The following is a 23116-nucleotide window of genomic DNA, read 5'->3' on the forward strand; positions in this document are numbered from 1 at the left end:
ATCTCTCTTCTATTTCTAAACATAATTTTCATGATTCTTTACTTGCCCTTCATCCAAAAGAAAGATATGCTAAAAATAAAGGAGAGGATATCATGAAAATCGGGTTTATCGGAACAGGAAACATGGCTCAAGCAATCATCAATGGATTGCTCGAAAAAGGGACTGTTGCAAAAGAAGACATCTTCGTTTCTAGTGGTCATTACGAAAATGCCAAACGCTTTGCTGATAAAATAGGCGTGACTGCTTGTAAAAGCAATCAAGAAGTCGCAGAACAAGTCGAAACGATTCTTTTAGCTGTCAAACCTAAGATCATCGACCAAGTACTGAAAGATTTGCGAAGTTATAGTAAAAAACGTTTATTCATTTCGATTGCCTCAGGAAAAGCAATCAGCGATTTAACAGAATCATTAAATAACCCTGATGCTAAAATCATTCGGGTCATGCCAAATGTCAACGTTAGCGTTGGTGCTGGAGTTTCAGCAATTTGTAAAAGCCGAACTGTGACAGATAGCGAGTTGAAACAGGCAACTGATATTTTCGAAGCAATTGGTAGTGTCTATCAATTAGCGGAAGATGATTTCAGTACATTTATCGGACTAGCTGGAAGTTCTCCTGCCTTTATCTATATGCTGATCGATGCTATGGGACGTGCAGGAGTACTAAATGGCTTACCGAAAAAAATGGCAACAGAAATCGCAGCTAAAGCAATTATGGGTTCTTGCCAAAAATTTCTCGCTAGCGATGAGAATCCTTGGGAACTAGTTGACCAAGTATCCTCACCAGGTGGAACAACGGTTGCTGGTGTAGTTGCTTTAGAAGAAGCCGGATTTATCCCTGCTATCATCAAAGGCATCAATACAACGATCGAAAAAGACCTTGAAATGTTAGATAAATAAAAAAACGATGCAAGCCTCAACTTGCATCGCTTTTTTATTTTGCATAATCTGTTGCTCGTGTTTCACGGATGACGATTACTTTGATATGTCCCGGATAATCTAGTTCATCTTCAATTCGTTTTCTGATATCACGAACCAAACGAACAGCATCTAGATCAGAAATTTCATCTGGTTTGACCATTACCCGAACTTCACGTCCTGCTTGGACCGCAAAGCTTGATTCAACTCCTGCAAAACTATTGGAGATGTTTTCTAGGCTTCTCAAACGACGGATATAGTTTTCTAGTGATTCACTACGTGCTCCTGGACGAGCGGCTGACAAGGCATCCGCTGCAGCTACTAATACAGAGATGACTGATGTTGCTTCAACGTCGCCATGATGTGATGCAATCGCATTGATCACTACTGGATTTTCTTTGTATTTCGCTGCTAATTCAGCACCGATCTCAACGTGTGATCCTTCAATTTCGTGATCCAAGGCTTTACCAATATCATGAAGCAAGCCTGCACGTTTCGCTAATTGGATATCTTCGCCGAGTTCAGCAGCTAAGATACCAGAAAGTTTTGCTACTTCAACGGAATGTTTCAATACATTCTGTCCATAACTTGTTCGGAAATGTAGACGTCCCATGATCTTGATCAGATCAGGATGCAACGTATGCGCTCCAACTTCAAATGCGGCTTCTTCTCCGTATTCACGGATTCGTTCATCCATTTCTTTACGCGATTTTTCGACCATTTCTTCAATGCGTGCTGGATGGATTCGACCATCTTGGATCAGTTTTTCCAAGGTCATTCGTGCGATTTCGCGACGGATCGGATCAAAGCCAGAAAGTACAACTGCTTCTGGGGTATCGTCGATGATCAAATCGATTCCTGTCAATGTTTCCAGTGTTCGAATGTTTCGACCTTCACGACCAATGATTCGGCCCTTCATCTCATCGTTTGGTAAGGTGACAACAGATACTGTCGTTTCAGATACTTGGTCTGCTGCACAGCGTTGGATTGCTAATGACAAAAGATTTTTCGCTTTACGGTCAGCTTCTTCTTTTGCTCGCTGTTCAGATTCTTTTACCATTAGAGTTAATTCATGATTCAACTCTTCTTCAGTTGACTTCATGATGACTTCTTTTGCATCTTCTTTCGATAAACCAGCAATTTTTTCTAATTCTTTTTGTTGATCTTCAACCAATTTTTCAACGTCTTTTTCTCGCTCTTCAATTAATTGCTGTTTTGAACTAAGTGCTTCTTCTTTACTTTCAAGTGAGTTCTCACGTTTTTCCAACGAGTCATCTTTTCGATTCAATGTTTGTTCACGTTGAATCAATCGATTTTCTTGAGATTTTAATTCTAATTTGCTTTCTCTCAGCTCACTTTCAACTTCAGAACGATATTTCTGATTTTCTTCCTTAGCTTCTAACAATGCTTCTTTTTTTAGAGTTTCTGCTTCTTTCTTTGCACTATCGATAATTCCAGCTGCTGATGATTGTGCACCAGCAATTTCTTTCTCGTGACGTGACTTCGCAACCATAAACCCTAAACCAAGACCGACAATTAAACCGATGATAGCGAGGAGAATGTTGAATACCATAAAATCCACCTCCATACTATCTTTTTCATTTTTATCATCTGTACAACTTCTATGATAAAGTATTCTAAACTTGTCAATATGCTTCTCGCATATGTGTACAAAAATGTACACAAGTTTATTCTAATGTTTGTACCCCACAGTGTCAACTTTAAATACGTAAGGAAACGGTTTACTGTTTTTTCGTTAAAGGGACGTTTTACATATAATTATAGTGTTTTTATAAATCTTGTCATCGAAAATATCCAGAATAAGGAACGTTAAAAAAATATTCGGCTTGCACCCATTGCTACACGACAATTAGTGGTTTAAAGATAAAAAAACAGGCAAACAAGTCATCTACTCGTTTACCTGTTGTTTCTTGATTCAATTATTCTTCTAATGGTAGTTCTGCCTGTGCTTCTTCTGGTACTTCGACTTCTTCGCCGATACCATAAGCCGCACGTACCAATGCAGAAACTTCTGCCATCATTTCTGGATGATTTGCCATATAGATCTTTGCATTTTCGCGTCCTTGGCCGATACGGTCTTCTTTATAAGAGTACCAAGCTCCGCTCTTATCAACGATGTCTTTTTCAACAGCCATATCCAGTAATTCTCCTTCTTGAGAAATACCTTGACCGTACATGACATCCACTTCAGCGATTTTGAACGGCGGCGCAACTTTATTTTTCACCACTTTGATCTTTGTACGGTTACCAACAATATCTGTTCCTTGTTTTAATTGTTCCGCACGACGGACTTCTAAACGGATCGTTGCGTAGAATTTCAACGCACGTCCCCCTGGTGTGATTTCAGGATTACCAAACATCACGCCGACTTTTTCACGGATCTGGTTGATAAAGATCGCAATCGTTTTTGTTTTATTGATCGATCCTGACAATTTACGTAATGCTTGAGACATTAGACGAGCTTGTAACCCTACGTGAGAGTCACCCATTTCGCCATCAATTTCTGCACGAGGAACCAAAGCTGCTACAGAATCGACAACAACGATGTCAACCGCACCACTTGATACTAAAGCATCAGCGATTTCTAATCCCTGTTCACCAGTATCAGGTTGAGAAAGAAGTAATTCATCGATATTTACGCCTAATTTTTGGGCATATTGTGGATCTAAGGCATGTTCAGCATCAATAAACGCTGCTGTGCCACCATTTCTTTGTACTTCAGCAATTGCATGTAAGGCAACTGTGGTCTTACCTGAACTTTCTGGTCCATAGACTTCAACGATTCGGCCTCGAGGATAGCCACCAACTCCCAATGCAACATCTAGTGCAAGTGAACCACTTGGGATGGTAGAAATCTGTTGGTCGATCTTTTCGCCTAACTTCATGATCGAACCCTTACCATAGTTCTTTTCAATTTTTTTCAACGCAGCTTCTAACGCTGCTTTACGATCATCTGCCAATACGATAATCCTCCTTATTTTCACAAATCAGTGCAACATTCATTAAGCTAATCATATCGTTTTTATTATCAAAAAGCAAGCAAAAACCGAACAAATATTCGCATTTATTTTTTTCTTAATACTTGTCTTCTTAACAGATCAAATCCTTGCATTACTGCGCTGTTTCTTATCGCTGCGCGGTCTCTCGTGAATCGATATTTCTGTGAAATGACTGCTTCGTCTCCATATGCTAACGCAATCCAAACCGTCCCAACAGGCTGTCCTTCGAGTTCATCTGGTCCAGCTACTCCAGTGAAAGAAATCCCGTAATCTGTTCCTGCTATTTTTCTTGCTTGAAGAGCCATTTGCTCCGCACATTCTTGACTAACTGTCCCATATTTTTCTAAAAAGTGGCGATCAATCGTTAAAAAATTTGCTTTTGTTTCTAACGAATACGTCGTAAAACCACCAGGAAAGACTGCAGATACACCTGGGATATCTCCTAATGCAGCTTGAAAAGCTCCTGCGGTCAAACTTTCCGCCGCAGTGATCGTTTGGTTCCTTTCTTTTAAGAGATCCACGACAACTTTTGGCAGAGAATTGTCATCCCCGTAGCCATAAAAATACTCGCCAACTCGTTCTTGGATTCTTTCTTCTAAAGCTAGTAATGCTTGATTTCCTGCATGTGCATCCTTTGTTTTCACAGTTAATCGCAAAGTGACCTCGTTGGGTTTTGCATAAGGTGCGATCGTTGGATTGATCTGTGTTTCGATCAAATCTTTTAATTCTGTTACTAGACGTGACTCTCCAATACCATAAAACCTTAGCACTTTTGAAATCAATTTTTCTTCTGATGGAAATTTTTCTTCCAATAGCGGACGCGCTTGTTCGATGAACATTGGTTTCAATTCACTTGGCGGACCCGGTAGTAAGATATACACATGATCTTCTGTTTGGAAAAATGTACCCAAGGCTAGACCAGTACGATTGGGTAGCGGGATTCCCCCTTCGATGATTTGTGATTGTTGCAAATTGTTTTCTGTCATCTTTCGTTTCGTTGTTTCAAAAAAGGTCAATAATTTTTTATATCCTTCTGTATTTTGAATTAGTTCTCTACCAAGATGCTTTGCTGTCACTTCTTTTGTTAGATCATCTTCTGTCGGTCCTAATCCACCACACAAAATGATCAATTCACTTCTCGTTTCTGCTAACTGAATCAACTCTTCTAAACGTGTAGGATTATCTCCCACAACTGTTTGATAATAGACGTCGATCCCAAGATCTGCTAATTGTTCTGATAAAAATGTCGCATTGGTATTGACAACTTGCCCTAATAAAAGCTCTGTTCCTACGGCAATAATTTCTGATTTCATCTTGATCGCTTCCTTAACTTTAACTGTTTGCATGTCTACTCGCTTGTAGTAATCCCTACTTAAATAGTATACGCTATTTGTCAAAAGGTTCTTTGATTATTTGCTCATTTCCCCTTCACAAAAACAGTAAAAAATTTTTGACTCATTCTTCTTTACTAAAAAATATTTTCTGTCTTTTCTTTCAATCATGCGTATCATTTTTATACTTGAACTCTCTCCAACAAAAAAACCGAAAATCCTCAAGGTAAGCTTTTCCGAGGATTTTCGGTTTTTATGTTGCTTAAACAGTTTGTTTTCTCAGGGAAACTAACTGCTGGTTTCAATTACATCGATCCTTTGAATACGCCACTATTTTTGGCAAAATAGTCGACTCCTGAATAGATGGTAAAGACTAAACAAGCATATAACATGATTTGATCAACCGGAAGACCGATTAGATTAAATGGAATGTTATTGATGAATAACAAAATAATCGCAACCATTTGTGTAGCTGTTTTTACTTTCCCAGGCCACGCAGCTGCCATGACTTCTCCATGTTCGACCAATAGTAGGCGCAATCCTGTTACAGCCAGTTCACGACACACGATGATCGCGATGACCCACCCTGGTGCTTTTCCTTGACCAACTAACATGATAAATGCCGTCATTACCAACATTTTATCAGCTAAAGGATCAGCAAATTTCCCAAAGTTCGTTACTAAACCACGTGCACGAGCAATTTTGCCGTCCAACCAATCCGTGATACTAGCAATCGCAAAAATAATTGCTCCTACCAATTGGGTCACCTCAAGTGTGGTATCTCCTACAGTTAATTGACCCCAATCCAATGGCAATCCGACAACTAAAATAAAAATCGGGATCATACAAATTCTAATTACAGTTAATTTATTTGGTAAATTCACAGTATCGACTCCTTTCCTCCCTATTCTACGTGACTCTATCTAAACTTTCCACCGATATTGTTTAGTTTTTATAGAAGGTTGTGAAAAGAGCGCTTTGACCTTAGCAATAAGGAGGAAAATCTCGAAATAGCTTTCCATATTTTGAGATTTTTCGACTTATTGTTGAAGGTCAGCTCTTTGAACACCGTGAATAAGGTTGTGAAAAAGCCGTTCAGCTCCGCCGACAATAAGTATGAATTTTTCGAAACAGCTCTCCATGTTTTGAAAAATTAAGACTTATTTCAAGGAGTTGGCTTTTGAACACCGTGGATAGGGTTGTGAAAAAGCCGTTCAGATTATCCGACAAAAAAAGGATGAAACAAAAGTAAAAATCACTTTTATCTCATCCTCTAAATTTGAGTAAGCGGTAGAAACAATTGGCTCTATACTTTTTGATGTTGGTGAACTTCGCCAACATCTTTTTTGTATAAAAAAATATAGAAAAGACACCCTGAAATCCTTTAGAATTAATTTGGCTACCAATTCATAGGAGGATTCAAGATGTCTCATACTCAGCTTATCAAAGATACCCTAAATATTCTAGACCTAAATATCTATTTCGAGGAAAATTGTTTAACTAAAGAAAAATATAAAGGGCAAATTTGCTTGATTTACAAAGGAACTCTTCTGTACAAGCCAGAAGAGTGTCCCCATTGTCTTTGTGTCGTCCCCTCTAGGATCATTCGTTGGGGGACGACAACCGTTCGGTTGTTACTGAATGATGTGTCTGAGTATCGCACTTATCTGGAGTTGAAGAAACAACGATTTAAATGTAAGTCTTGCCAAAGAACATTCGTAGCGGATACCTCTGTTGCTGAAAAACACTGTTTCATTACTCAAAAAGTTCGTTGGTCTGTTATTGCTCGCTTAAAAGAGAATACTTCCATGACGGAAATCGCTCGTCAGAAAAATATTTCCACTTCTTCGGTCTATCGTGTCATGAAGCGATTCTACCGCCCATTGAATCCTTTCAAACAGACTTTGCCAAAGGTCTTATGCTTTGATGAATTCAAATCGGTTCGAAGTGTTGCCAGTGCAATGAGTTTTATCATGATGGACGGACAAAGCCATGCATTATTGGATATTGTCGAAAATCGACGCTTGCCTTATTTAGAACGCTATTTTTCTCGGTTTTCATTAGCGACTCGTGAAGCCGTTCAATTGATTGTTATTGATATGTATGCGCCTTATGTTTCGTTGGTGAAAAAGCTTTTCCCGAATGCTCAGTTGATCATCGACCGTTTCCACATCGTCCAACATATTGGCAGAACTTTCTTGAATCACCGAGTGAAAGAAACCACTGTACGACTTAAAGGATCTTCTCAGTCTCAACGAGGACTAGGGAAAAAAATGAAACGTTATTGGAAACTCCTACAAAAAGAAGAAGCAAAGTTAAACTATGAAAAACGGGTTTGGCGTGCCAGTTTTAAAGATTATTTGACTGAAAGTGAGATTGTCGATCGACTGTTAGCTGCTTGTCCCAACTTACGCCAAGGCTATCAGTTATACCAAGACATTCTTTATGCGGTAAAGAAAAGAGATCAGTCACTATTTGAGGATTGTTTAACTAGAGACATTAGCGGTCTGCCTGAAACCTATACAACCACTTTACGAACGTTTAAAAATTTTCTGCCACAGATCCAAAATGCGCTTCACTACAGCTATTCAAACGGACCATTAGAATGTTTAAACAACCACATCAAAGTATTAAAACGCAATGCGTACGGCTTTCGCAACTTTTACAATTTCAAACTACGGATCATGATTCGTCATGGCAAAACATTTTTAACCAAATAAACAGAACAGAAAGAGGGTTTCTTCTTTCTGTTCTGTCCAAATTATTCTAAGATTTCTCTTTACCAACATCATTTGACAAAGAGCCAAACAATTGCTTCGAAAAAATGAACCGAATTCTCAAAAATTTGAGAAACACCTATCGTGAATCGCTCTCATTTCTAAAGTCTTTGTTCACTTTACTGTTTTCATGCCACCATCTATCAAGAACAGTTCTGAAACCTATTCCTTATATTGCAAAGCGAGGGTGACATTTTTTGGACTCCGGTTATTCTCTCCCGGATTGACAGGTACGACTTCGCCATTCGCTTTGATCGTGGCATTACTTGCTGCCCCTAATGTGATCGTCGCGTTCGTGGCCGTTTCTGGCAACTGCGTGCTTTGCGTTTCATTCGCTGCTAGTGTGCCTTGATAAACATACGCATTGTCCACCATCACGCCAATCCACACTCGATTTGCTGCGGTGAATTCAAGCGTCACAGGCTTAGTAGCATCGGTAATGGATACTGCAATAGCACTTCCTGTATCTTGTCCAGCTGTAATAGCCATTTTTTTCTCTTCAACTGTTGACTCAGTCGTTGATTCAACTGTTGAAGAAGCTTGAGTACTTTCTTTCGTAGACGATGTGGTTTGTTCTACTGAACCATCCACAGTCACAGAGGAAGCACTTCCTCCAATGATAGGATCTGCTTGGCGATCTTGCCATGTCATATAACCAACAACTACAATGATTGCTAACGCGACCAATCCCAATAAAATGACCGGCAGACTTGTCCAAAATTTACTAGGATGTGATTCTTCTTGATGCATTGCTTTTCTAGAGCCATTTACTGTTTCAGGTTCTGGACGCTCGACGATCGTTCCAGCTGATAGTTTGCTTTTTCCATCAAATACATCAACTAAATGATCTCCGTCTTCTCCTACTGCCTCGGCATACTGTCGAATAAATGCACGAACATAAAACTTCCCAGGCAATTGATCAAAATCATCATTGTCGATTGCTTCTAGGTAGCGTTTTTGGATTTTAGTAATTTGTTGTAATTCATCTAAAGATATTTTTTTATTTAAGCGGGCTTGCCTTAATTTTTCCCCGATGGTTTCAAAAGCCACTCGTTCATCTTCTCCAGTCTTTTTATTCTAACCAGTTCTACAAATCAGTTGTCCCTTAAAAACTGGTTGTCTGCCATTCTAACAAAAGAATAGCAAGGACTTATTGCCCAATAGAAATCATCTGATTGGGCTATCTATCTAAAGAATACCACAAATCAGACAATTCTAGGGTAGCTTTCACCTAACTCTATAGTGAAATTTAAGAGTTAGATGTGAAATTTTTTAACTTTCCCTCTTATTTTTTTGGCTGCATGTAAAACTCACTAAATGCTTTATTATTGATGAATGTTCGACCAACCTGTAGGACATCTTCCAATTGAATAGAGTCAATGATTTGAGGTAGATCAAATAGCGTTTGCTCTCCAAAGAGACTTTGCGTGAATTGATTGGCAATATACTCGATTGAATTCAATGATTGGAAATATTGTCCCAGCATTTTCTTCTTAAGCAGTGTTAAGTTTTCTGTAGTAATTTCTGGATCATTCTCGAAGTTTAGAATAAGTTGTTTGACTTGTTTCGCCACTTCTTCTGGTTGATCTGTATCTCCGCTAAAATCGGCAAAATGAAATTCGCGATCCAACGTGAATTCAAAACCAAAGCTGTCGTCGATCAGTCCTTCATTATACATTTTCAAATAATTTTGTGAAGTATTTCCTAATAAAAGTTGGAATAACAAGTTGATAGCTGTTTTATACCGAAGCAATTTGCTTCCTTCTTGTGGCAAAATATCTAACCCTTTTATTCCTAAAACAAATTTATTTCGATTCACAGCTGCTTCTAGCTCACTTTTTGCAATGATCTCGTGTGTATTCTCAGGAAAATACCGTTGGATCGGTTGTGCTGGTGGAAAATCTTTTGCTGATTGATTCGTTCGGATAACTGACATCAACTGTTCTGGTTCTAAATTCCCCACAACAAATAAGACCATATTACTTGGTTGATAAAATGTATGGTAACAAGTATACAGATCATCAGCTGAAATTTTATCGATACTTTCTACCGTACCTGCAATATCAATGTGCAATGGGTGATTGGGATAAAGATTATTCAAAATCCCAAAAAACAAACGCCAATTTGGATCATCTTCATACATTTGGATTTCTTGGCCAATGATTCCTTTTTCTTTATTGACTGTTTCTTCCGTAAAATACGGTGCTTGAACGAAATCTAATAAAGTAGTGAGATTTTTTTCCACCTGATCAGTCGTTGAAAACAAATAGCTCGTTTTTGTAAAGCTTGTAAAAGCATTCGCAGAAGCTCCTTGTTGTCCAAATAGTTGAAAGACATCGCCATCTTCTTTTTCAAATAATTTATGTTCTAAGAAATGAGCGATCCCATCAGGAACTTTTATTTTTTCTGACTTGCCATATGGAACAAATTCATTGTCGATCGAGCCATAATTCGTACTAAATAGTCCATAGGTCTTGTGGTACTCTTTTTTCGGTAATAAATAAACAGTCAAACCATTAGGCAGTACCTCATGATAGAGTGTTTCATTGATTTGAGGGTATTCAGTTTTATTCATTTGTCATTCCTCCATCCAAAAAGAATATAGCTTGCAATTCGATTTTTTGCGCAACATTTTGGATATCATGGATTGTCACGTTTTCCATTCGGCTCAACCATTCATCATCTGTCAATTGTGTTTCTGGTAACCAGTTATCTAAATAAGCTGTTTCGATCGTAGCCTGTGGTGCATCGAGGGACAACAAGTATTGATTCCTTAGCATGGCTTTCGTTTGGGCTAATTCAAGCTCCGTTACCTCACCATTGCGTAAACTTTCTAGTTGTTCATGGATCAAACGTAACACTTGATTGCGGTTTTTTCCATCGATCCCTGTTTGTACACTCATAAATCCACGAAAAGTGTCGACACTGCTTGAAGCATAGTAAGCTAAACTTTCTTTTTCTCGAACATTCATGAATAGTTTAGAGTGGGGAAATCCACCAAATAAGCCATTGAACACCATCAACGAAAAACGCTCTGGTTGGTCGTAATAAATGCCCGTTTGATAAGCAAGATTTAGCTTTGCCTGTACGACAGGCTCTTGGATTTGTCGTTCCTTGATAATGTTTACTTTTGGCTGAGTGTAATAAATCTCTGGATGTGCGTAAGTTCTACCTGTGAAAGGTAATTTTTCTAACGCTACTTTAACTTCCTCTTCCGAAACATCCCCGACGACAAAGATATCGACTTGATCGTTTGCTATCATTTCTTGGTAATAAGTTGCCAAACTTTCCGCAGTCAATTCTTCTAGATCTTCAATTGTCCCAAAACTCGGGATTTTTTGAGCATCAGACTGTTCAAAGTACAATTCTTGCAGAGCCAGTGAGGCCATGGTTTGTTTGTCTTCGTTCAGACTTTCTAGATAAAGTTTTAAATTGTTTTTTTCCAGATCAAATGTCAATTGATCGAATTTTTGTTCCTTGATATTTGGATAAAACAGTACTTCTTTTAGAAAGTCCACTGCTTCATTGAAAATTTCGGAATCATTCACATACTTGCCGTTGACGAAACTGATTCCAGCATTCAGCCAGTGAAGATTGCCTTTTTTTCTCACAGATAATCCAAAGCTAGCCCCGTAAAGATCTGCTAGTTTGGCACTGAGTTGTGTTTGATCTGGATAATTCAGACTGTTTGTTTCCAATAAGCTACTCAAAAGTGAGCGTTTGGTCAAGGTTTCTTTTGCTAAACGTGTTGTGAATCGGACAAAGATACGAACCGTTTTATATTGTTTTGTTTGCAGCACATGGAGGTTGACACCCTCTGCTAGTTGATATGTCATAATAAAGTCCCCTTTTTTGCAGTCCGTTCCCCTGCATGATTTATTTAGCGCATTATTTGATATGCACGCTCTGCTGTCAATCTCTTTTTCAGCATCTAAGAGTCACTTTATAGTATAGCATAGAAGTGTTTTAACTAAAGACTTCTACAACAAATGCGTGTTGTTTTTATATTTTTTTATTCTTCGTTATACTAAGATTAAAAGAGAGGAGGAAAATTATGATTAAAGAATTCAAAGAGTTTATCATGCGTGGAGACGTATTAGATTTAGCTGTCGGGGTTGTTATTGGTAGTGCATTTACCAGTATCGTCAATCAGATCGTGCAAGGATTGATTACTCCCCTTGTTGGTTGGGTAGTCGCAATGATCACTGGCACATCTGATTTAGAGGGGGCGTTGTCTATTTTAGACTGGTCACCTACTAAAGGAGTTACCTTCGCTTTTGGTGACGTCATCAGTGCAATCATTACATTTATCATTACCGGCTTCATCTTATTCTTAGTTGTAAAAGCAGCAAATCATGCGAAAAATCTACGTTCTACCAAAGAAGAAGAGGAAGTTCCTGCAACACCAACAGCGGAAGATTATCTTAGCGATATCCGCGACTTACTTGCTCAACAAACAGCAGAAAACAACGGGCGTCCTACAGCACAAGCAGCTGTAGATACTAGCAACGAAAAGACAGAAGTATAATGTATAAAAAGAGACGGAGGCAAAAGTATTCCTTACTTTTACCTCCGTCTCTAAACATGAATAAATGATGGGAGCAGAAATGCCCACTTCTGTTCCCATTTTTTAGGTTGCGAAATGCTCGATCATCCAAGCTTCATATCAATATGGGGAATGTCATCTTCTAAGTAAACATCAGAGATTGCTTCGAATCCAAATGATTCATAAAAAGAACGAAGATATACTTGTGCACCAATAACGATTGGCTGATTTGGATACTTCTCTTGAATAAATGCGATCGTTTGTTGAAGGATTTTTCGCCCCAAGCCTTCTTTACGATGCTCCTTATTCACTAATACCCGCCCAAAATGAATAGCATCTTGTGCTTCATAGACCCTTGTATACGCTGAAATCTTGCCACCATCATCTTTAAAATAGGTGTGCCATGCGTGTTCATCAATCTCATCGACTTCTTGGTATGGACAGTTTTGCTCAACAACAAAAACAGCGATCCGCTCTTTGACGATGGCATAAAACTCTTCCGTATTCAACTCAGAAAATGGTTTAACGTGATACTTCATGTGACCTACCTCCGACTTTGCTTTTTCATCAGCATACCGATTTATCAACAAAAAAGCAAACGAACCTGATACGACATTAGGCTCGCTTGCTTTTTAAACTGCTTCAGTTAAAAATTCGATTTCGACTGTTCGAGTAAGTACATCAGAGTAACTATACGATACTCGTTCAAAAGAATTTTCTTCAGGATCCAAATCAACAACGAATACTGAAGGATAGGTTTCTGTTAAAACGCCTCGGCGTTCTGTTTGACGCTTTCTTCCTGTCTGAGCAACCAGCATGATCGGGCTGCCGATACGACCTTCTAAATCTTTTTTGATTGTAGCTAAAGTTGTTGGCATACAGTTCACCTCATTTACCAGTATACCACACGTTTTAAAAATTTTCAAGTTTACCATACAAAAAAAAGAAAAGCAATAAAAACAAATAAAAATAACATTAATAATTTGATGAATTATTCCTCATTATATTTTTTTAAATGTTGTTTTATTTTAAATTTCACTCGACTGTATGCACTTTTTACTTGTTTGATATCCATAGAAAGCGCTTCTGCCATTTCCGTAAAATCTGCTCCCTGCATATAGTAATAGAATATTTTTGCTTCCTTTTTTGAAAATTTGATGTGGCAGTCTTCAATCGCTTCATGCAGCAACAAATGCTGGACTGCTAACGGTTCTTGCATCGTGATCTCAGCTAAAAAATCTGGACCTTCCGTCTCGATTTTTTGATCAATCGAAATCTCATCTTTTTGATCTCTGCGTTTCAACGCATTTTGCTTTCTCAATAATGAATAGATCTGATTACTGATAATACTTTTATAATAGCTCCCAAAACTAACACCCTTGTTATTTTCATAAGTTTTCAAAGCTTGGTACAAAGCTATCCTTGCTTCTTGTTCCCAATCTTCATAAACGTAATTCCGTAAATAATACATATTCTTTAAACGCAATAAAAGTGGAAAATATTTTTGATACAGGGTAGCAAATGCTTCCTCATCACCGTTACGTGCGGCATGCAATAACTCCTCAGACATAAAATAATTCCTCCATACATTCGATTATGGAGGAATCTTATCATCAATTCACGTGGTAATTGGCTATATAACAATGTTATTTATCTTTTCGCATTAAATCGTCTAACTTTTGGGACAGTTTTGCTAATTGTTCGTCATTCCAAGGAGAGTTCCGACGAAAATCCACAAAACGCATATTTATATTATCTTGAGCTATATTTTTTTCCGTCTTCTTGATCGTTTTATACAACTCATATGCAGATGTTCGTAGAGCACCTTGCGAAAAAATCATCCATTGTTCTGCCAAGTCGCTGGTAGCCACTGTCACTTGGGTCAATCGATCATTTAGTTTGCCTGCGATTCGTTCGATATAGCTATCCGCAGTTTCATCTTCTTTTGTGAATACTACCTCTAGCTGATATTTTTTGTAATTTTGTTGGATACCTGGAACTAGTTGTGCATCAAAAACAATAATTACTTCGATTCCTTCATATTTTGCGTAATTAGATAATCGGTGAAGGAGCGCTTCTCTGGCATCCGCCATTTTATCTTGTTTTTTTAGTGCCACTAACTCAGGCCAAGAGCCGATCATGTTATATCCATCTACGATCAACAGCTGTTTTTTCATCGCTTATTCCCCCTGTCGTTGAGAGAAAGCTTGGTACATCAAAAGACCTGCTGCGACACTGGCGTTCAAACTTTGTACGTGTCCAACCATCGGGATCGTCAATAGCTCGTCCATCTCTTTTTTTAGACCTGGACTCATGCCGCGTCCTTCATTACCAATGACTAATGCAATTGAACCTTGCGCATTCCATTTTTGGAAGTTTGTTCCATCCATATCGGTACCAAATACCCAGAATCCTTCTTCTTTGAGCTGTTGGACCGTTTGAACAAGATTTGTCACTCTGGCAACTGGCACGTGTTCGACAGCTCCTGTAGAGGTTTTTGTTACGATAGGGGTGATTCCTACTGCACGATGCTTTGGAATGATTACTCCATCTACTCCACTAGCATCTGCTGTTCGTAATATAGATCCAAAATTATGTGGATCTTCAATACTATCTAAAATCAAGAAGAACGGCGTTTCTGTCTTCTCCTTTGCCTGTATCAGTAATTGATCCAGTGAAAGATACTCATAAGGCGTGATGGCTAGAACGATCCCTTGATGTACACCATGATCACTCAAAGTATCCAATTTTTGCTTTGGTACCCATTTAACTGGAACTGACTGCTCTTTAGCAATTGTTTTTAGCTCATCGATTTTTTCTCCATGGGCGTCTTCTTGAAGGAACAACTTGTTGCCACGTCCTTGTTGTAAAGCTTCAACCGACGCATGATGCCCAAAAATAAAATTATCTTCTAGTGATTCCTCTTCTGCTGATTTCATCACTGACTCGGGTCTGCTTGCTTTATTCTGTACAAATTTAGGTGACTTTTGTTGATTTTTTTTATTGCGTTTTGTGTAGTTGCGCTCGTTTTTTTCTCTACTCATTTTTTTCACCGACTTTCTGGATACACCAACGAATCAATTCTTCCATTCGTTCTGTTTGTTTTGTTAAATGCAAATACCCCATCAATGCTTCAAAACCTGTTGCAATCCGATAAGTAGCAATATCTGCATTTTTCGCACTTGTGTGACTTTTGGCATTTCTTCCTCTACGGTAGTAGATTTCCTCTTCTGCCGTCATTAACTGTTCTTCTAACATTTTTTTGATCAAATAAGCTTGCGCATTCGCTGAAACATAGCTTGTAGCTGCGCGGTGGAGTTTATTGGGCTTGGTTTCTCCTTGCTCGACCAAGTAATCTCTGACATAGATTTCATAGATAGCATCGCCTACATAAGCTAAGGCTAGTCCATTTAATTGTGTATAATCTTTCATGCTTCTCTTCTCCAACGAGTCCCTTGCGGTGTATCATCAAGCAAGATCCCCTTTTCTTTTAATAAGTCTCTGATTTCATCACTACGGGCAAAATCACGATTTTTTCTTGCTTGTGTCCGTTCTTCAATCAACTGTTCGATTTCTTCATCCAATAATTCAACGGAGGTAAATAAAATACCAAAGATCGATAGCCATTGTGTAAATAAAGCTTTTCCTTTTTCTAATACTGCAGCAGAAACTTCGCTCTTTTCTAAGTACGTATTCAACCATTTCGCTAATTCATATACTACAGTGATTCCGTTAGCTGAATTGAAGTCATCATCCATTTCTTCAATGAAACGCTGCTCGATCTGGTCTAATTCCACTAAAAGATGCGCATCTGCTTCTGAATGTCCTATAGCCGTTGGCAAACGGAATTGAACATTATCGAACGTATTTCTTAACCGTTGTAAGTTCGTCGCTGCTTCTTTCATTGTCATCTCACTGTAACGAATCGGTCGACGATATTGGGTAGTTGCCATGAAGAAACGGATTACTTGCGGATCAACTGTCTGGATCAGTTCATGTACTGTAATGAAGTTGCCTAGTGACTTACTCATTTTTTGGTCTTCTTCACCGATCGTCACGAAGCCATTGTGCATCCAATAATTGGCAAATTTCTTGCCTGTTTTTGCTTCACTTTGTGCAATTTCATTTTCATGATGAGGGAATTCTAAATCTTGTCCACCACCATGGATATCAATTGTATCACCAAGATGTTTTGTTGCCATGACAGAGCACTCGATATGCCAGCCTGGACGTCCTTTGCCCCATGGGGAATCCCAAGAGATCTCTCCATTTTTCGCTTTTTTCCAAAGGGCAAAATCAAGAGGGTCTTCTTTTTGACTTTGCTCTTCTCCAGTACGTTGACTTGCACCGATCTCTAATTCATCAATGGATTGGTCACTTAGTTTTCCGTAAGATGTGAATTTTCTTGTACGGTAATAGACATCCCCATTTGCTTCGTACCCATATCCTTTTTCAACAAGCGTTTGGATGAATGAGATAATATCAGGCATGTGGTCCATCACACGGGGATGGAGTGTCGCTGGCTCCACATTCAATGCTTGCGTGTCTTCTTCAAACGCCTGGATAAAACGATCGGCTACTTCTGGCGCTGTCACGCCTAACTCATTTGCCACACGGATGATCTTATCATCGACATCTGTAAAATTGGAGATATAGTCGACTTGATAGCCTCGATACTCAAAATAACGACGGATCGTGTCAAAAGCAATCGTACTACGTGCATTGCCGATATGGATGTAGTTATATACTGTCGGTCCGCAGACATACATCCCCACTTTCCCTTCGTTGATTGGTGTAAATAGTTCTTTTTTTCTAGTTAATGTATTATAAATCTTTATCATTCTGATCTCCTCACTTTTTCACCTTTGATCCGTACCACTTTTGCAGGGATACCAACAGCTGTTGCATCATCTGGAATATCTTTCAAAACGACTGCTCCTGCGCCGATTTTGGCATTCTTACCGATAGTGACCGGCCCCAATATCTGCGCATTCGCAGAAAGCATCGCACCTTGTTTGATGGTTGGATGTCTCTTTCCTGTCTCTTTTCCAGTACCACCTAAAGTAACCCCATGGAAAAGGACCACGTCATCAGCCACTTCTGCTGTTTCGCCGATCACGATGCCCATCCCGTGGTCAATAAACACACCTCGTCCAATTTTTGCACCAGGATGTATTTCGATCCCTGTTATGAAACGCCAGAATTGTGCGTTGATTTTTGCCAGTAAATAAAGTCGATGCTCATATAAGTAGTGAGAGACTCGGTGCCAAAACAATGCGTGGAAGCCTGGATAAGTCAATACTACTTCTAAAGTCGAACGTGCAGCTGGATCATTTTTCTTGGCTGCCTCTACGGCACGGGTAAACCACCCCATCTGTTGTCACTCCTTCCTTCACTTTGTGTGTATGTATTTTCTTTTGGAAAAACAAATAAGCGCCTTTAAATAAGTTTCCTTATTAAAAGACGCTACTTGCGTGGTTCCACTTTTCTTTATAATCAAACACGATTACCTTTGACGGATAACGTTCGCGTTTACGTCCCTGACTACCTTACTGAAAGAAGCGAAAAACTCTTCTGATTCAATGTTCGTCAAGACCACTCCCAGAGGCATTTCAGTAAAAATTGATTAGCGACTTTCACCAGCCGTCGCCTCTCTTGAAATCAACGATTACCTACTTCTTTCTGTTCAACGTGTTTAATCTATAACTTGATTTAAATGTGCTAAGGATTTTTCACGTCCAAGCAATTCGATCGTTTCTGGTAATTCTGGACCATGCATTTGTCCAGAAACAGCGACACGAATTGGCATGAATAGATTTTTCCCTTTCACACCTGTTTCTTTTTGAACTGCTTTGATTGCAGCTTTGACTGTTGGTGCATCCACCACTTCCATTTGTTCTAATTGCGCTTTGAAAGCTGTCAGAACGGTTGGAACTGTTTCGCCAGCCAATACTTCTTTCGCTGCATCATTCAATACAGGATGTTCATTGAAGAACAATGCAGACATATCCACGATTTCAGCTGCATAACTCATTTGAGGTTGATACAGACTAACGATCTTTTTCACCCATTCGATTGTTTTTTCATCAGGATTTTCTTGAACACGTCCGTCAGCAATCAAATAAGGAAGACACATATCTGTTAGCTTATCTAAATCCATTTCTTTGATGTAATGGTTATTGACCCATTGTAGTTTCTTAGCATCGAACGCTGCTGGAGACTTACTCAAACGGTTTGGATCAAACATTTTGATCAAATCTGCTTGGTTGAATAGTTCATCTTCTCCAACTGGTGACCACCCCAATAAAGCAATAAAGTTGAACATTGCATCTGGTAAGTAGCCTAGTTCACGATATTGTTCGATGAATTGAAGGATCGATTCATCACGCTTACTTAGTTTTTTCCCTGTTTCTGTATTGATGATCAAGGTCATGTGGCCAAAAGTTGGTGGTGTCCAGCCAAACGCTTCATAGACCATCAATTGTTTTGGTGTGTTCGCAATATGATCGTCTCCACGCAAAACATGTGTGATCTTCATCAAATGGTCATCTACCGCTACAGCGAAGTTGTAAGTAGGCATGCCATCACGTTTTTGGATCACGTAGTCGCCACCGATATTATCTGATTCAAATGAGATATCGCCTTTGACCATGTCCGTGAATTTGTATTCTGTGTTACGAGGAACACGGAAACGAATTACAGGTTCTAAACCTTGAGCTTCTTTTTTTGCTTGTTCTTCAGGTGTAAGGTTGGCACAAGTACCAGCGTAATGTGGCATTTCTCCTCGTGCGCGTTGTGCTTCACGTTCTGCTTCTAATTCTTCTTCTGTACAATAGCACTTGTAAGCACGATTGCTTGCAAGTAATTGATCAATTAGAGGCTGATAGATTTCTTTTCTTTCTGATTGACGATACGGACCATATTCTCCAGGATTTTCAGGAGATTCATCCCAATCCATCCCTAACCAAGCTAGATTTTCCAACTGGCTTTTTTCACCGTCTTCAATGTTTCGTTTTTGGTCTGTATCCTCGATACGAATAATAAAATCTCCATCATTGTGGCGGGCAAACAAATAATTGAATAATGCTGTTCGAGCATTCCCAATATGCAAGTGCCCGGTTGGACTTGGTGCATAGCGTACGCGTACTTTCGTCATTTTCTTCCTCTTCTTTCAAACTAGTCTTTAAGAGCTATGGGCTGATTCATTTACGAACAAATGAACAAAACGATTTAGCAAGAGGCTATTTCATTTAATTGTTCCATAATTCTTTATAGGCTTTTCGACAAAAAATAAAAGCCACTCAGCCAAATTTTACCTTTTATAAGGTAAATAGTAAAGCCAACTGGTTGAAATTCCTTACCAGTTGGCTATTTTTATCGATTATTTTTGCTTATTTACTTTTTTCTGTTTCTTTTTTGTTGTCGATCCCGCGTCCAGCATGAGCTGGCTTAGCAAAAATCATTCGACCAGCCGCAGTTTGCAACGCACTCGTTACAACGACCTCAATGTGTTCATTCATATAATGCTGCCCGTCTTCAACAACGACCATCGTACCATCATCAAGATAAGCTACTCCTTGCTGACGTTCAGTTCCTGCCTTAACTACCAATACATTCATGTTTTCCCCTGGGATCACAACAGGTTTAACTGCATTTGCTAACGCATTGATGTTCAAAACTGGGACATTTTGAAATTCAGAGACTTTGTTCAAGTTATAGTCATTGGTTACGATCACACCGTCTAGTAATTTAGCTAATTTGATTAATTTACTATCCACTTCTGTGATATCTTCGAAGTCCCCATCATACATTTCAACAGATATTCCTTCTTCTTTTTGCAAAGCATTCAAAATATCTAACCCGCGACGTCCACGTACTCGCTTCAAGCTATCTCCTGAATCGGCAATATATTGTAATTCATACAAGACAAAATTCGGGATCATCAATGTGCCTTCTAAAAAGCCCGTTTTCGTGATGTCATAGATTCGTCCATCAATGATCACGCTGGTATCCAAGATTTTGTATTTATGGAAGTTTTCACCTTGTTTGCGTTCTAATAGCTGACTTTCTACCTCGCTAGCTGTTTCTTGTTCCGTTTTTTTATTTCGGGGCCCAAAGATTTTTTTCCACTCATCGATCCGAGTCGTCCCCATTCTCAAGCCTAGATAGCCTAAAATGACCATCAATAAGATCGGCAAGACACTATTAACAACTGGTATATTCGTATTGTACAGTGGCGTTGAAATAATCACACCTAATGTTAACCCGATGATTGCCCCGATCGCTCCAAATAAGAGATAGGTCAAGCTCACTTCACTTAATTTTTCTTCGATCTGTTTGATTACAGCTGAAATATGTTTTGCCAATAGCAAAGATAATAGAAAGAAAATAAGTGCGCCTAACAGGCTATTGGTAAATGTATTATTCAGCCATCCATTTGATTGTTGACCAACTGTCTGCCAAGCCGTAGGTAAAAAGGAAATCCCTAAGCTTGCGCCGACAATGACCATCAACAAGGTGATGACACGTTTTTGCATATTCGTTCCTCCATTTCATTCATTTGATTTTTGATTTTAGCGAAACACACGTTTTAATGTTTCAGCTAATGTGGCTACGCCCACTACTTCGATTCCCTGAGGCGGTTGCCATCCGCCAAGATTATTTTTTGGCAGATACACTTTTGTAAATCCTAATTTCTGTACTTCTTTGACCCTCTGCTCAATATGACTTACCCGTCTGATCTCACCAGTCAAACCGATTTCGCCAATAAAGCATTCTGTTGGCTGTGTTCCTTTTTCTTTGTAACTCGAAGCAATACTGATCGCAATAGCTAAATCAATGGCCGGCTCATTTAATTTTACCCCACCAGCCGCTTTTAAGTAAGCATCTTGATTCTGCAACAATAAGCCTGCTCTTTTTTCTAGGACAGCCATGATCAGTGAGACTCGGTTAAAATCTAAGCCAGTCGTTGTTCGTTTTGCGTTTCCGAACATCGTGGGTGTCACAAGTGCTTGGATCTCTACTAAAATAGGACGAGTGCCTTCCATCGCCACCACGATGGCTGAACCGGTTGCGCCTTCTAAGCGCTCTTCTAAGAAAATCTGAGAAGGATTCGCCACTTCCTCCAATCCATGCTCGTGCATCTCAAAAATACCAATTTCATTTGTCGAACCAAATCGATTCTTCACCGCTCTTAAAATACGGAAACTATGGTGTTGTTCTCCTTCGAAATAAAGAACCGTATCTACCATGTGTTCGAGCATTCTTGGACCTGCAATCGACCCTTCTTTTGTGACATGTCCAACGATAAAAATAGCGATACCGTTCGTTTTGGCAATTTTTAATAATTCTGCAGTCGTTTCCCGCACTTGACTCACGCTACCTGCTACACTCGTGATATCCGGTTGTGTCATTGTTTGGATGGAATCAATAATGACATAATCAGGAGAGATTTGTTCAATTGCTCGGCTGATCTCATTCATATCTGTTTCTGCGTATAAATAAAATTCCGTGTCGATCGATCCTAGACGTTCCGCACGTAGCTTGATTTGCTCAGCACTTTCTTCACCAGATACATACAATACTTTACCACCAATGTCTGCAAGTTGTTGTGAAACTTGTAATAACAACGTCGATTTCCCGATACCTGGATCTCCACCGATCAAGATCATTGATCCTGGAACAACACCGCCGCCTAATACTCGATTCAATTCAGCAAGTTTCGTTTTTACCCGTGATTCTTTTTTGGGGATGACTTCCGCAATTTTAGTTGGCTTCGCTTTTTCACCAGTTAAGCTCGTCCTAGTTCTGCGGTCGCTAGTATCCTGCTCAATTTCTTCCACCATCGTATTCCATTTTCCACAATTCGGGCATCGCCCTAAAAATTTAGGCGAAACATACCCACAGTTCTGACAGACAAATTGCACTTTTGCTTTTTTTGCCATCGTCTCGCCTCCTTAAATTATCTTTTTAAATTTAACTCTACCTTAAATCAATGTTGGTTGGATGAACCAAAACCGCCTTGACGCGCATTTTCCGTCTGATCTTGATCTGCTTTTAAGAACGGTAGAAAGATTCCTTGACCAATCCGCTCACCTTTTTTGATGACTACATCTTTGAAGCCGAAGTTGGTGAACTGGAACATGATATGTCCTTCATTTGCTTCATTGTTGTAATAGTCACTGTCGATCACACCCACACCATTGGTCAAGATCAAAAAGCGTTTTAACGGATTACTTGAACGGTTCGCTAACTGTAAGAACTCCTCTTCCCCCATGTATGCCTTGATACCCGTTGGCACGAGTACGGGTTTGATTTTTTTCTCTTCGTCTGCCACCATGTTATTTTTCAATACCTCAGTCATTGCTGCCATTCCTTGCTTTAGTCCCGCTTTCCATACACTTGGGATCACAATTTCTTCTGCCGCTTCAAAATCATAGCCTGCAGCATGATGTGTGGCTCTTTTTGGCAAGTTTATTTGTTGCTCTGCATAAGTTGATATAACTTCAAATCCTCTTTTTTTCACCGA

At 39.2% G+C, this 23116-nt stretch carries 22 protein-coding genes and 1 other annotated feature; of the genes, 3 read left to right on the forward strand and 19 right to left on the reverse strand.

Annotation, left to right across the window (positions count from 1 at the left end; translation table 11 throughout):
• Positions 1-92 precede the first annotated feature (92 nt).
• Positions 93-896: a pyrroline-5-carboxylate reductase gene (proC, locus tag CJZ72_RS04305; protein ID WP_081135001.1), complete on the forward strand. Its 804-nt coding sequence runs from the start codon at positions 93-95 to the stop codon at positions 894-896.
• Positions 897-930: 34 nt separating this feature from the next.
• Here the strand turns inward: proC and rny are convergent, their stop codons facing one another.
• From rny to pgsA, 4 genes are all read right to left on the reverse strand, one after another.
• Positions 931-2487, reverse strand: coding sequence for a ribonuclease Y (gene rny / locus CJZ72_RS04310; RefSeq protein ID WP_005875117.1), 1557 nt, complete (start codon positions 2485-2487; stop codon positions 931-933).
• A gap of 367 nt (positions 2488-2854) precedes the next feature.
• A complete protein-coding gene (recA, locus tag CJZ72_RS04315) occupies positions 2855-3895 on the reverse strand; it encodes a recombinase RecA (RefSeq protein WP_005875116.1) in 1041 nt (346 codons plus the stop codon).
• A 104-nt stretch (positions 3896-3999) separates the two neighbouring features.
• Complete coding sequence (locus CJZ72_RS04320; RefSeq protein ID WP_081134999.1) at positions 4000-5247, reverse strand: competence/damage-inducible protein A; 1248 nt, start codon at positions 5245-5247, stop codon at positions 4000-4002.
• Positions 5248-5570: 323 nt separating this feature from the next.
• Entirely contained in the window at positions 5571-6149 is a 579-nt protein-coding gene (gene pgsA / locus CJZ72_RS04325; protein WP_005875113.1) for a CDP-diacylglycerol--glycerol-3-phosphate 3-phosphatidyltransferase, read from the reverse strand.
• 540 nt (positions 6150-6689) lie between these two features.
• On the opposite strand from pgsA, the gene CJZ72_RS04330 reads away from it, so the two are divergent.
• Positions 6690-7985, forward strand: coding sequence for an ISL3 family transposase (locus tag CJZ72_RS04330; protein WP_095443582.1), 1296 nt, complete (start codon positions 6690-6692; stop codon positions 7983-7985).
• A gap of 219 nt (positions 7986-8204) precedes the next feature.
• Here the strand turns inward: CJZ72_RS04330 and CJZ72_RS04335 are convergent, their stop codons facing one another.
• The 3 genes from CJZ72_RS04335 to yfmF all read right to left on the reverse strand — a co-directional run bounded on the left by CJZ72_RS04335 (position 8205) and on the right by yfmF (position 11878).
• Positions 8205-9092 (reverse strand): RodZ domain-containing protein, encoded by an 888-nt coding sequence (locus tag CJZ72_RS04335; RefSeq protein WP_095443649.1) that lies wholly within the window; start codon positions 9090-9092, stop codon positions 8205-8207.
• A gap of 235 nt (positions 9093-9327) precedes the next feature.
• Complete coding sequence (gene yfmH, locus CJZ72_RS04340) at positions 9328-10617, reverse strand: EF-P 5-aminopentanol modification-associated protein YfmH (RefSeq protein WP_081135709.1); 1290 nt, start codon at positions 10615-10617, stop codon at positions 9328-9330.
• Positions 10610-11878: an EF-P 5-aminopentanol modification-associated protein YfmF gene (yfmF, locus tag CJZ72_RS04345; RefSeq protein WP_081135706.1), complete on the reverse strand. Its 1269-nt coding sequence runs from the start codon at positions 11876-11878 to the stop codon at positions 10610-10612. The genes yfmH and yfmF overlap by 8 nt, the downstream gene beginning before the upstream one ends.
• Positions 11879-12096: 218 nt before the next feature.
• Between yfmF and mscL the strand changes: the two genes are divergently transcribed.
• Positions 12097-12570 (forward strand): large conductance mechanosensitive channel protein MscL, encoded by a 474-nt coding sequence (gene mscL / locus CJZ72_RS04350; protein WP_081135704.1) that lies wholly within the window; start codon positions 12097-12099, stop codon positions 12568-12570.
• A gap of 122 nt (positions 12571-12692) precedes the next feature.
• Here mscL and CJZ72_RS04355 read toward each other — a convergent pair whose 3' ends face one another.
• The 12 genes from CJZ72_RS04355 to CJZ72_RS04410 form a co-directional block, all read right to left on the reverse strand.
• Positions 12693-13127 carry a GNAT family N-acetyltransferase gene (locus CJZ72_RS04355; RefSeq protein WP_081135701.1) on the reverse strand — a complete coding sequence of 145 codons (435 nt, stop codon included), beginning with the start codon at positions 13125-13127 and terminating at the stop codon, positions 12693-12695.
• A 93-nt stretch (positions 13128-13220) separates the two neighbouring features.
• On the reverse strand, positions 13221-13466 hold the full coding sequence (locus CJZ72_RS04360; RefSeq protein ID WP_005875105.1) for a Veg family protein: 246 nt from the start codon (positions 13464-13466) through the stop codon (positions 13221-13223).
• 113 nt (positions 13467-13579) lie between these two features.
• Positions 13580-14158: an RNA polymerase sigma factor gene (locus CJZ72_RS04365; RefSeq protein ID WP_005875103.1), complete on the reverse strand. Its 579-nt coding sequence runs from the start codon at positions 14156-14158 to the stop codon at positions 13580-13582.
• 76 nt (positions 14159-14234) lie between these two features.
• Positions 14235-14765, reverse strand: coding sequence for an NYN domain-containing protein (locus CJZ72_RS04370; RefSeq protein ID WP_005876890.1), 531 nt, complete (start codon positions 14763-14765; stop codon positions 14235-14237).
• A gap of 3 nt (positions 14766-14768) precedes the next feature.
• Positions 14769-15632 carry a 23S rRNA (guanosine(2251)-2'-O)-methyltransferase RlmB gene (rlmB, locus tag CJZ72_RS04375; RefSeq protein ID WP_081135696.1) on the reverse strand — a complete coding sequence of 288 codons (864 nt, stop codon included), beginning with the start codon at positions 15630-15632 and terminating at the stop codon, positions 14769-14771.
• Positions 15625-16020, reverse strand: a complete 396-nt coding sequence (locus CJZ72_RS04380) for a Mini-ribonuclease 3 (protein WP_005876893.1) — start codon at positions 16018-16020, stop codon at positions 15625-15627. The genes rlmB and CJZ72_RS04380 overlap by 8 nt, the downstream gene beginning before the upstream one ends.
• Positions 16017-17429 (reverse strand): cysteine--tRNA ligase, encoded by a 1413-nt coding sequence (cysS, locus tag CJZ72_RS04385; protein WP_081135693.1) that lies wholly within the window; start codon positions 17427-17429, stop codon positions 16017-16019. The genes CJZ72_RS04380 and cysS overlap by 4 nt, the downstream gene beginning before the upstream one ends.
• Complete coding sequence (gene epsC / locus CJZ72_RS04390) at positions 17426-17962, reverse strand: serine O-acetyltransferase EpsC (RefSeq protein WP_081135691.1); 537 nt, start codon at positions 17960-17962, stop codon at positions 17426-17428. Before epsC ends, cysS begins: the two co-directional genes overlap by 4 nt.
• 82 nt (positions 17963-18044) lie before the next feature.
• Positions 18045-18287 (reverse strand) — a binding site (T-box leader).
• Positions 18284-19744: a glutamate--tRNA ligase gene (gene gltX / locus CJZ72_RS04395; protein WP_005876899.1), complete on the reverse strand. Its 1461-nt coding sequence runs from the start codon at positions 19742-19744 to the stop codon at positions 18284-18286. Its footprint overlaps the feature before it by 4 nt.
• Positions 19745-19979: 235 nt before the next feature.
• Positions 19980-21125, reverse strand: coding sequence for a PIN/TRAM domain-containing protein (locus CJZ72_RS04400; protein WP_005876901.1), 1146 nt, complete (start codon positions 21123-21125; stop codon positions 19980-19982).
• Between the two features lie 36 nt (positions 21126-21161).
• Positions 21162-22532: a DNA repair protein RadA gene (gene radA, locus CJZ72_RS04405; protein ID WP_005876903.1), complete on the reverse strand. Its 1371-nt coding sequence runs from the start codon at positions 22530-22532 to the stop codon at positions 21162-21164.
• A 47-nt stretch (positions 22533-22579) separates the two neighbouring features.
• On the reverse strand, positions 22580-23113 hold the full coding sequence (locus tag CJZ72_RS04410; RefSeq protein WP_081135688.1) for a dCTP deaminase/dUTPase family protein: 534 nt from the start codon (positions 23111-23113) through the stop codon (positions 22580-22582).
• Between the last annotated feature and the right edge of the window lie 3 nt (positions 23114-23116).

It is taken from the genome of Enterococcus durans (assembly GCF_002277935.1).
Lineage (GTDB): Bacteria > Bacillota > Bacilli > Lactobacillales > Enterococcaceae > Enterococcus_B > Enterococcus_B durans.

Bases quoted from the DNA above. Each gene is read 5' to 3' on its own strand.
- CJZ72_RS04380 (WP_005876893.1), bottom strand. From the start codon at position 16,020: ATGAAAGATTATACACAATTAAATGGACTAGCCTTAGCTTATGTAGGC.
- mscL (WP_081135704.1), top strand. From the start codon at position 12,097: ATGATTAAAGAATTCAAAGAGTTTATCATGCGTGGAGACGTATTAGAT.
- CJZ72_RS04355 (WP_081135701.1), bottom strand. From the start codon at position 13,127: ATGAAGTATCACGTTAAACCATTTTCTGAGTTGAATACGGAAGAGTTT.
- gltX (WP_005876899.1), bottom strand. From the start codon at position 19,744: ATGACGAAAGTACGCGTACGCTATGCACCAAGTCCAACCGGGCACTTG.
- CJZ72_RS04330 (WP_095443582.1), top strand. From the start codon at position 6,690: ATGTCTCATACTCAGCTTATCAAAGATACCCTAAATATTCTAGACCTA.
- yfmF (WP_081135706.1), bottom strand. From the start codon at position 11,878: ATGACATATCAACTAGCAGAGGGTGTCAACCTCCATGTGCTGCAAACA.
- CJZ72_RS04370 (WP_005876890.1), bottom strand. From the start codon at position 14,765: ATGAAAAAACAGCTGTTGATCGTAGATGGATATAACATGATCGGCTCT.
- proC (WP_081135001.1), top strand. From the start codon at position 93: ATGAAAATCGGGTTTATCGGAACAGGAAACATGGCTCAAGCAATCATC.
- CJZ72_RS04320 (WP_081134999.1), bottom strand. From the start codon at position 5,247: ATGAAATCAGAAATTATTGCCGTAGGAACAGAGCTTTTATTAGGGCAA.
- rny (WP_005875117.1), bottom strand. From the start codon at position 2,487: ATGGTATTCAACATTCTCCTCGCTATCATCGGTTTAATTGTCGGTCTT.
- radA (WP_005876903.1), bottom strand. From the start codon at position 22,532: ATGGCAAAAAAAGCAAAAGTGCAATTTGTCTGTCAGAACTGTGGGTAT.
- CJZ72_RS04360 (WP_005875105.1), bottom strand. From the start codon at position 13,466: ATGCCAACAACTTTAGCTACAATCAAAAAAGATTTAGAAGGTCGTATC.
- cysS (WP_081135693.1), bottom strand. From the start codon at position 17,429: ATGATAAAGATTTATAATACATTAACTAGAAAAAAAGAACTATTTACA.
- rlmB (WP_081135696.1), bottom strand. From the start codon at position 15,632: ATGAGTAGAGAAAAAAACGAGCGCAACTACACAAAACGCAATAAAAAA.
- CJZ72_RS04400 (WP_005876901.1), bottom strand. From the start codon at position 21,125: ATGCAAAAACGTGTCATCACCTTGTTGATGGTCATTGTCGGCGCAAGC.
- epsC (WP_081135691.1), bottom strand. From the start codon at position 17,962: ATGGGGTGGTTTACCCGTGCCGTAGAGGCAGCCAAGAAAAATGATCCA.
- CJZ72_RS04365 (WP_005875103.1), bottom strand. From the start codon at position 14,158: ATGTCTGAGGAGTTATTGCATGCCGCACGTAACGGTGATGAGGAAGCA.
- yfmH (WP_081135709.1), bottom strand. From the start codon at position 10,617: ATGAATAAAACTGAATACCCTCAAATCAATGAAACACTCTATCATGAG.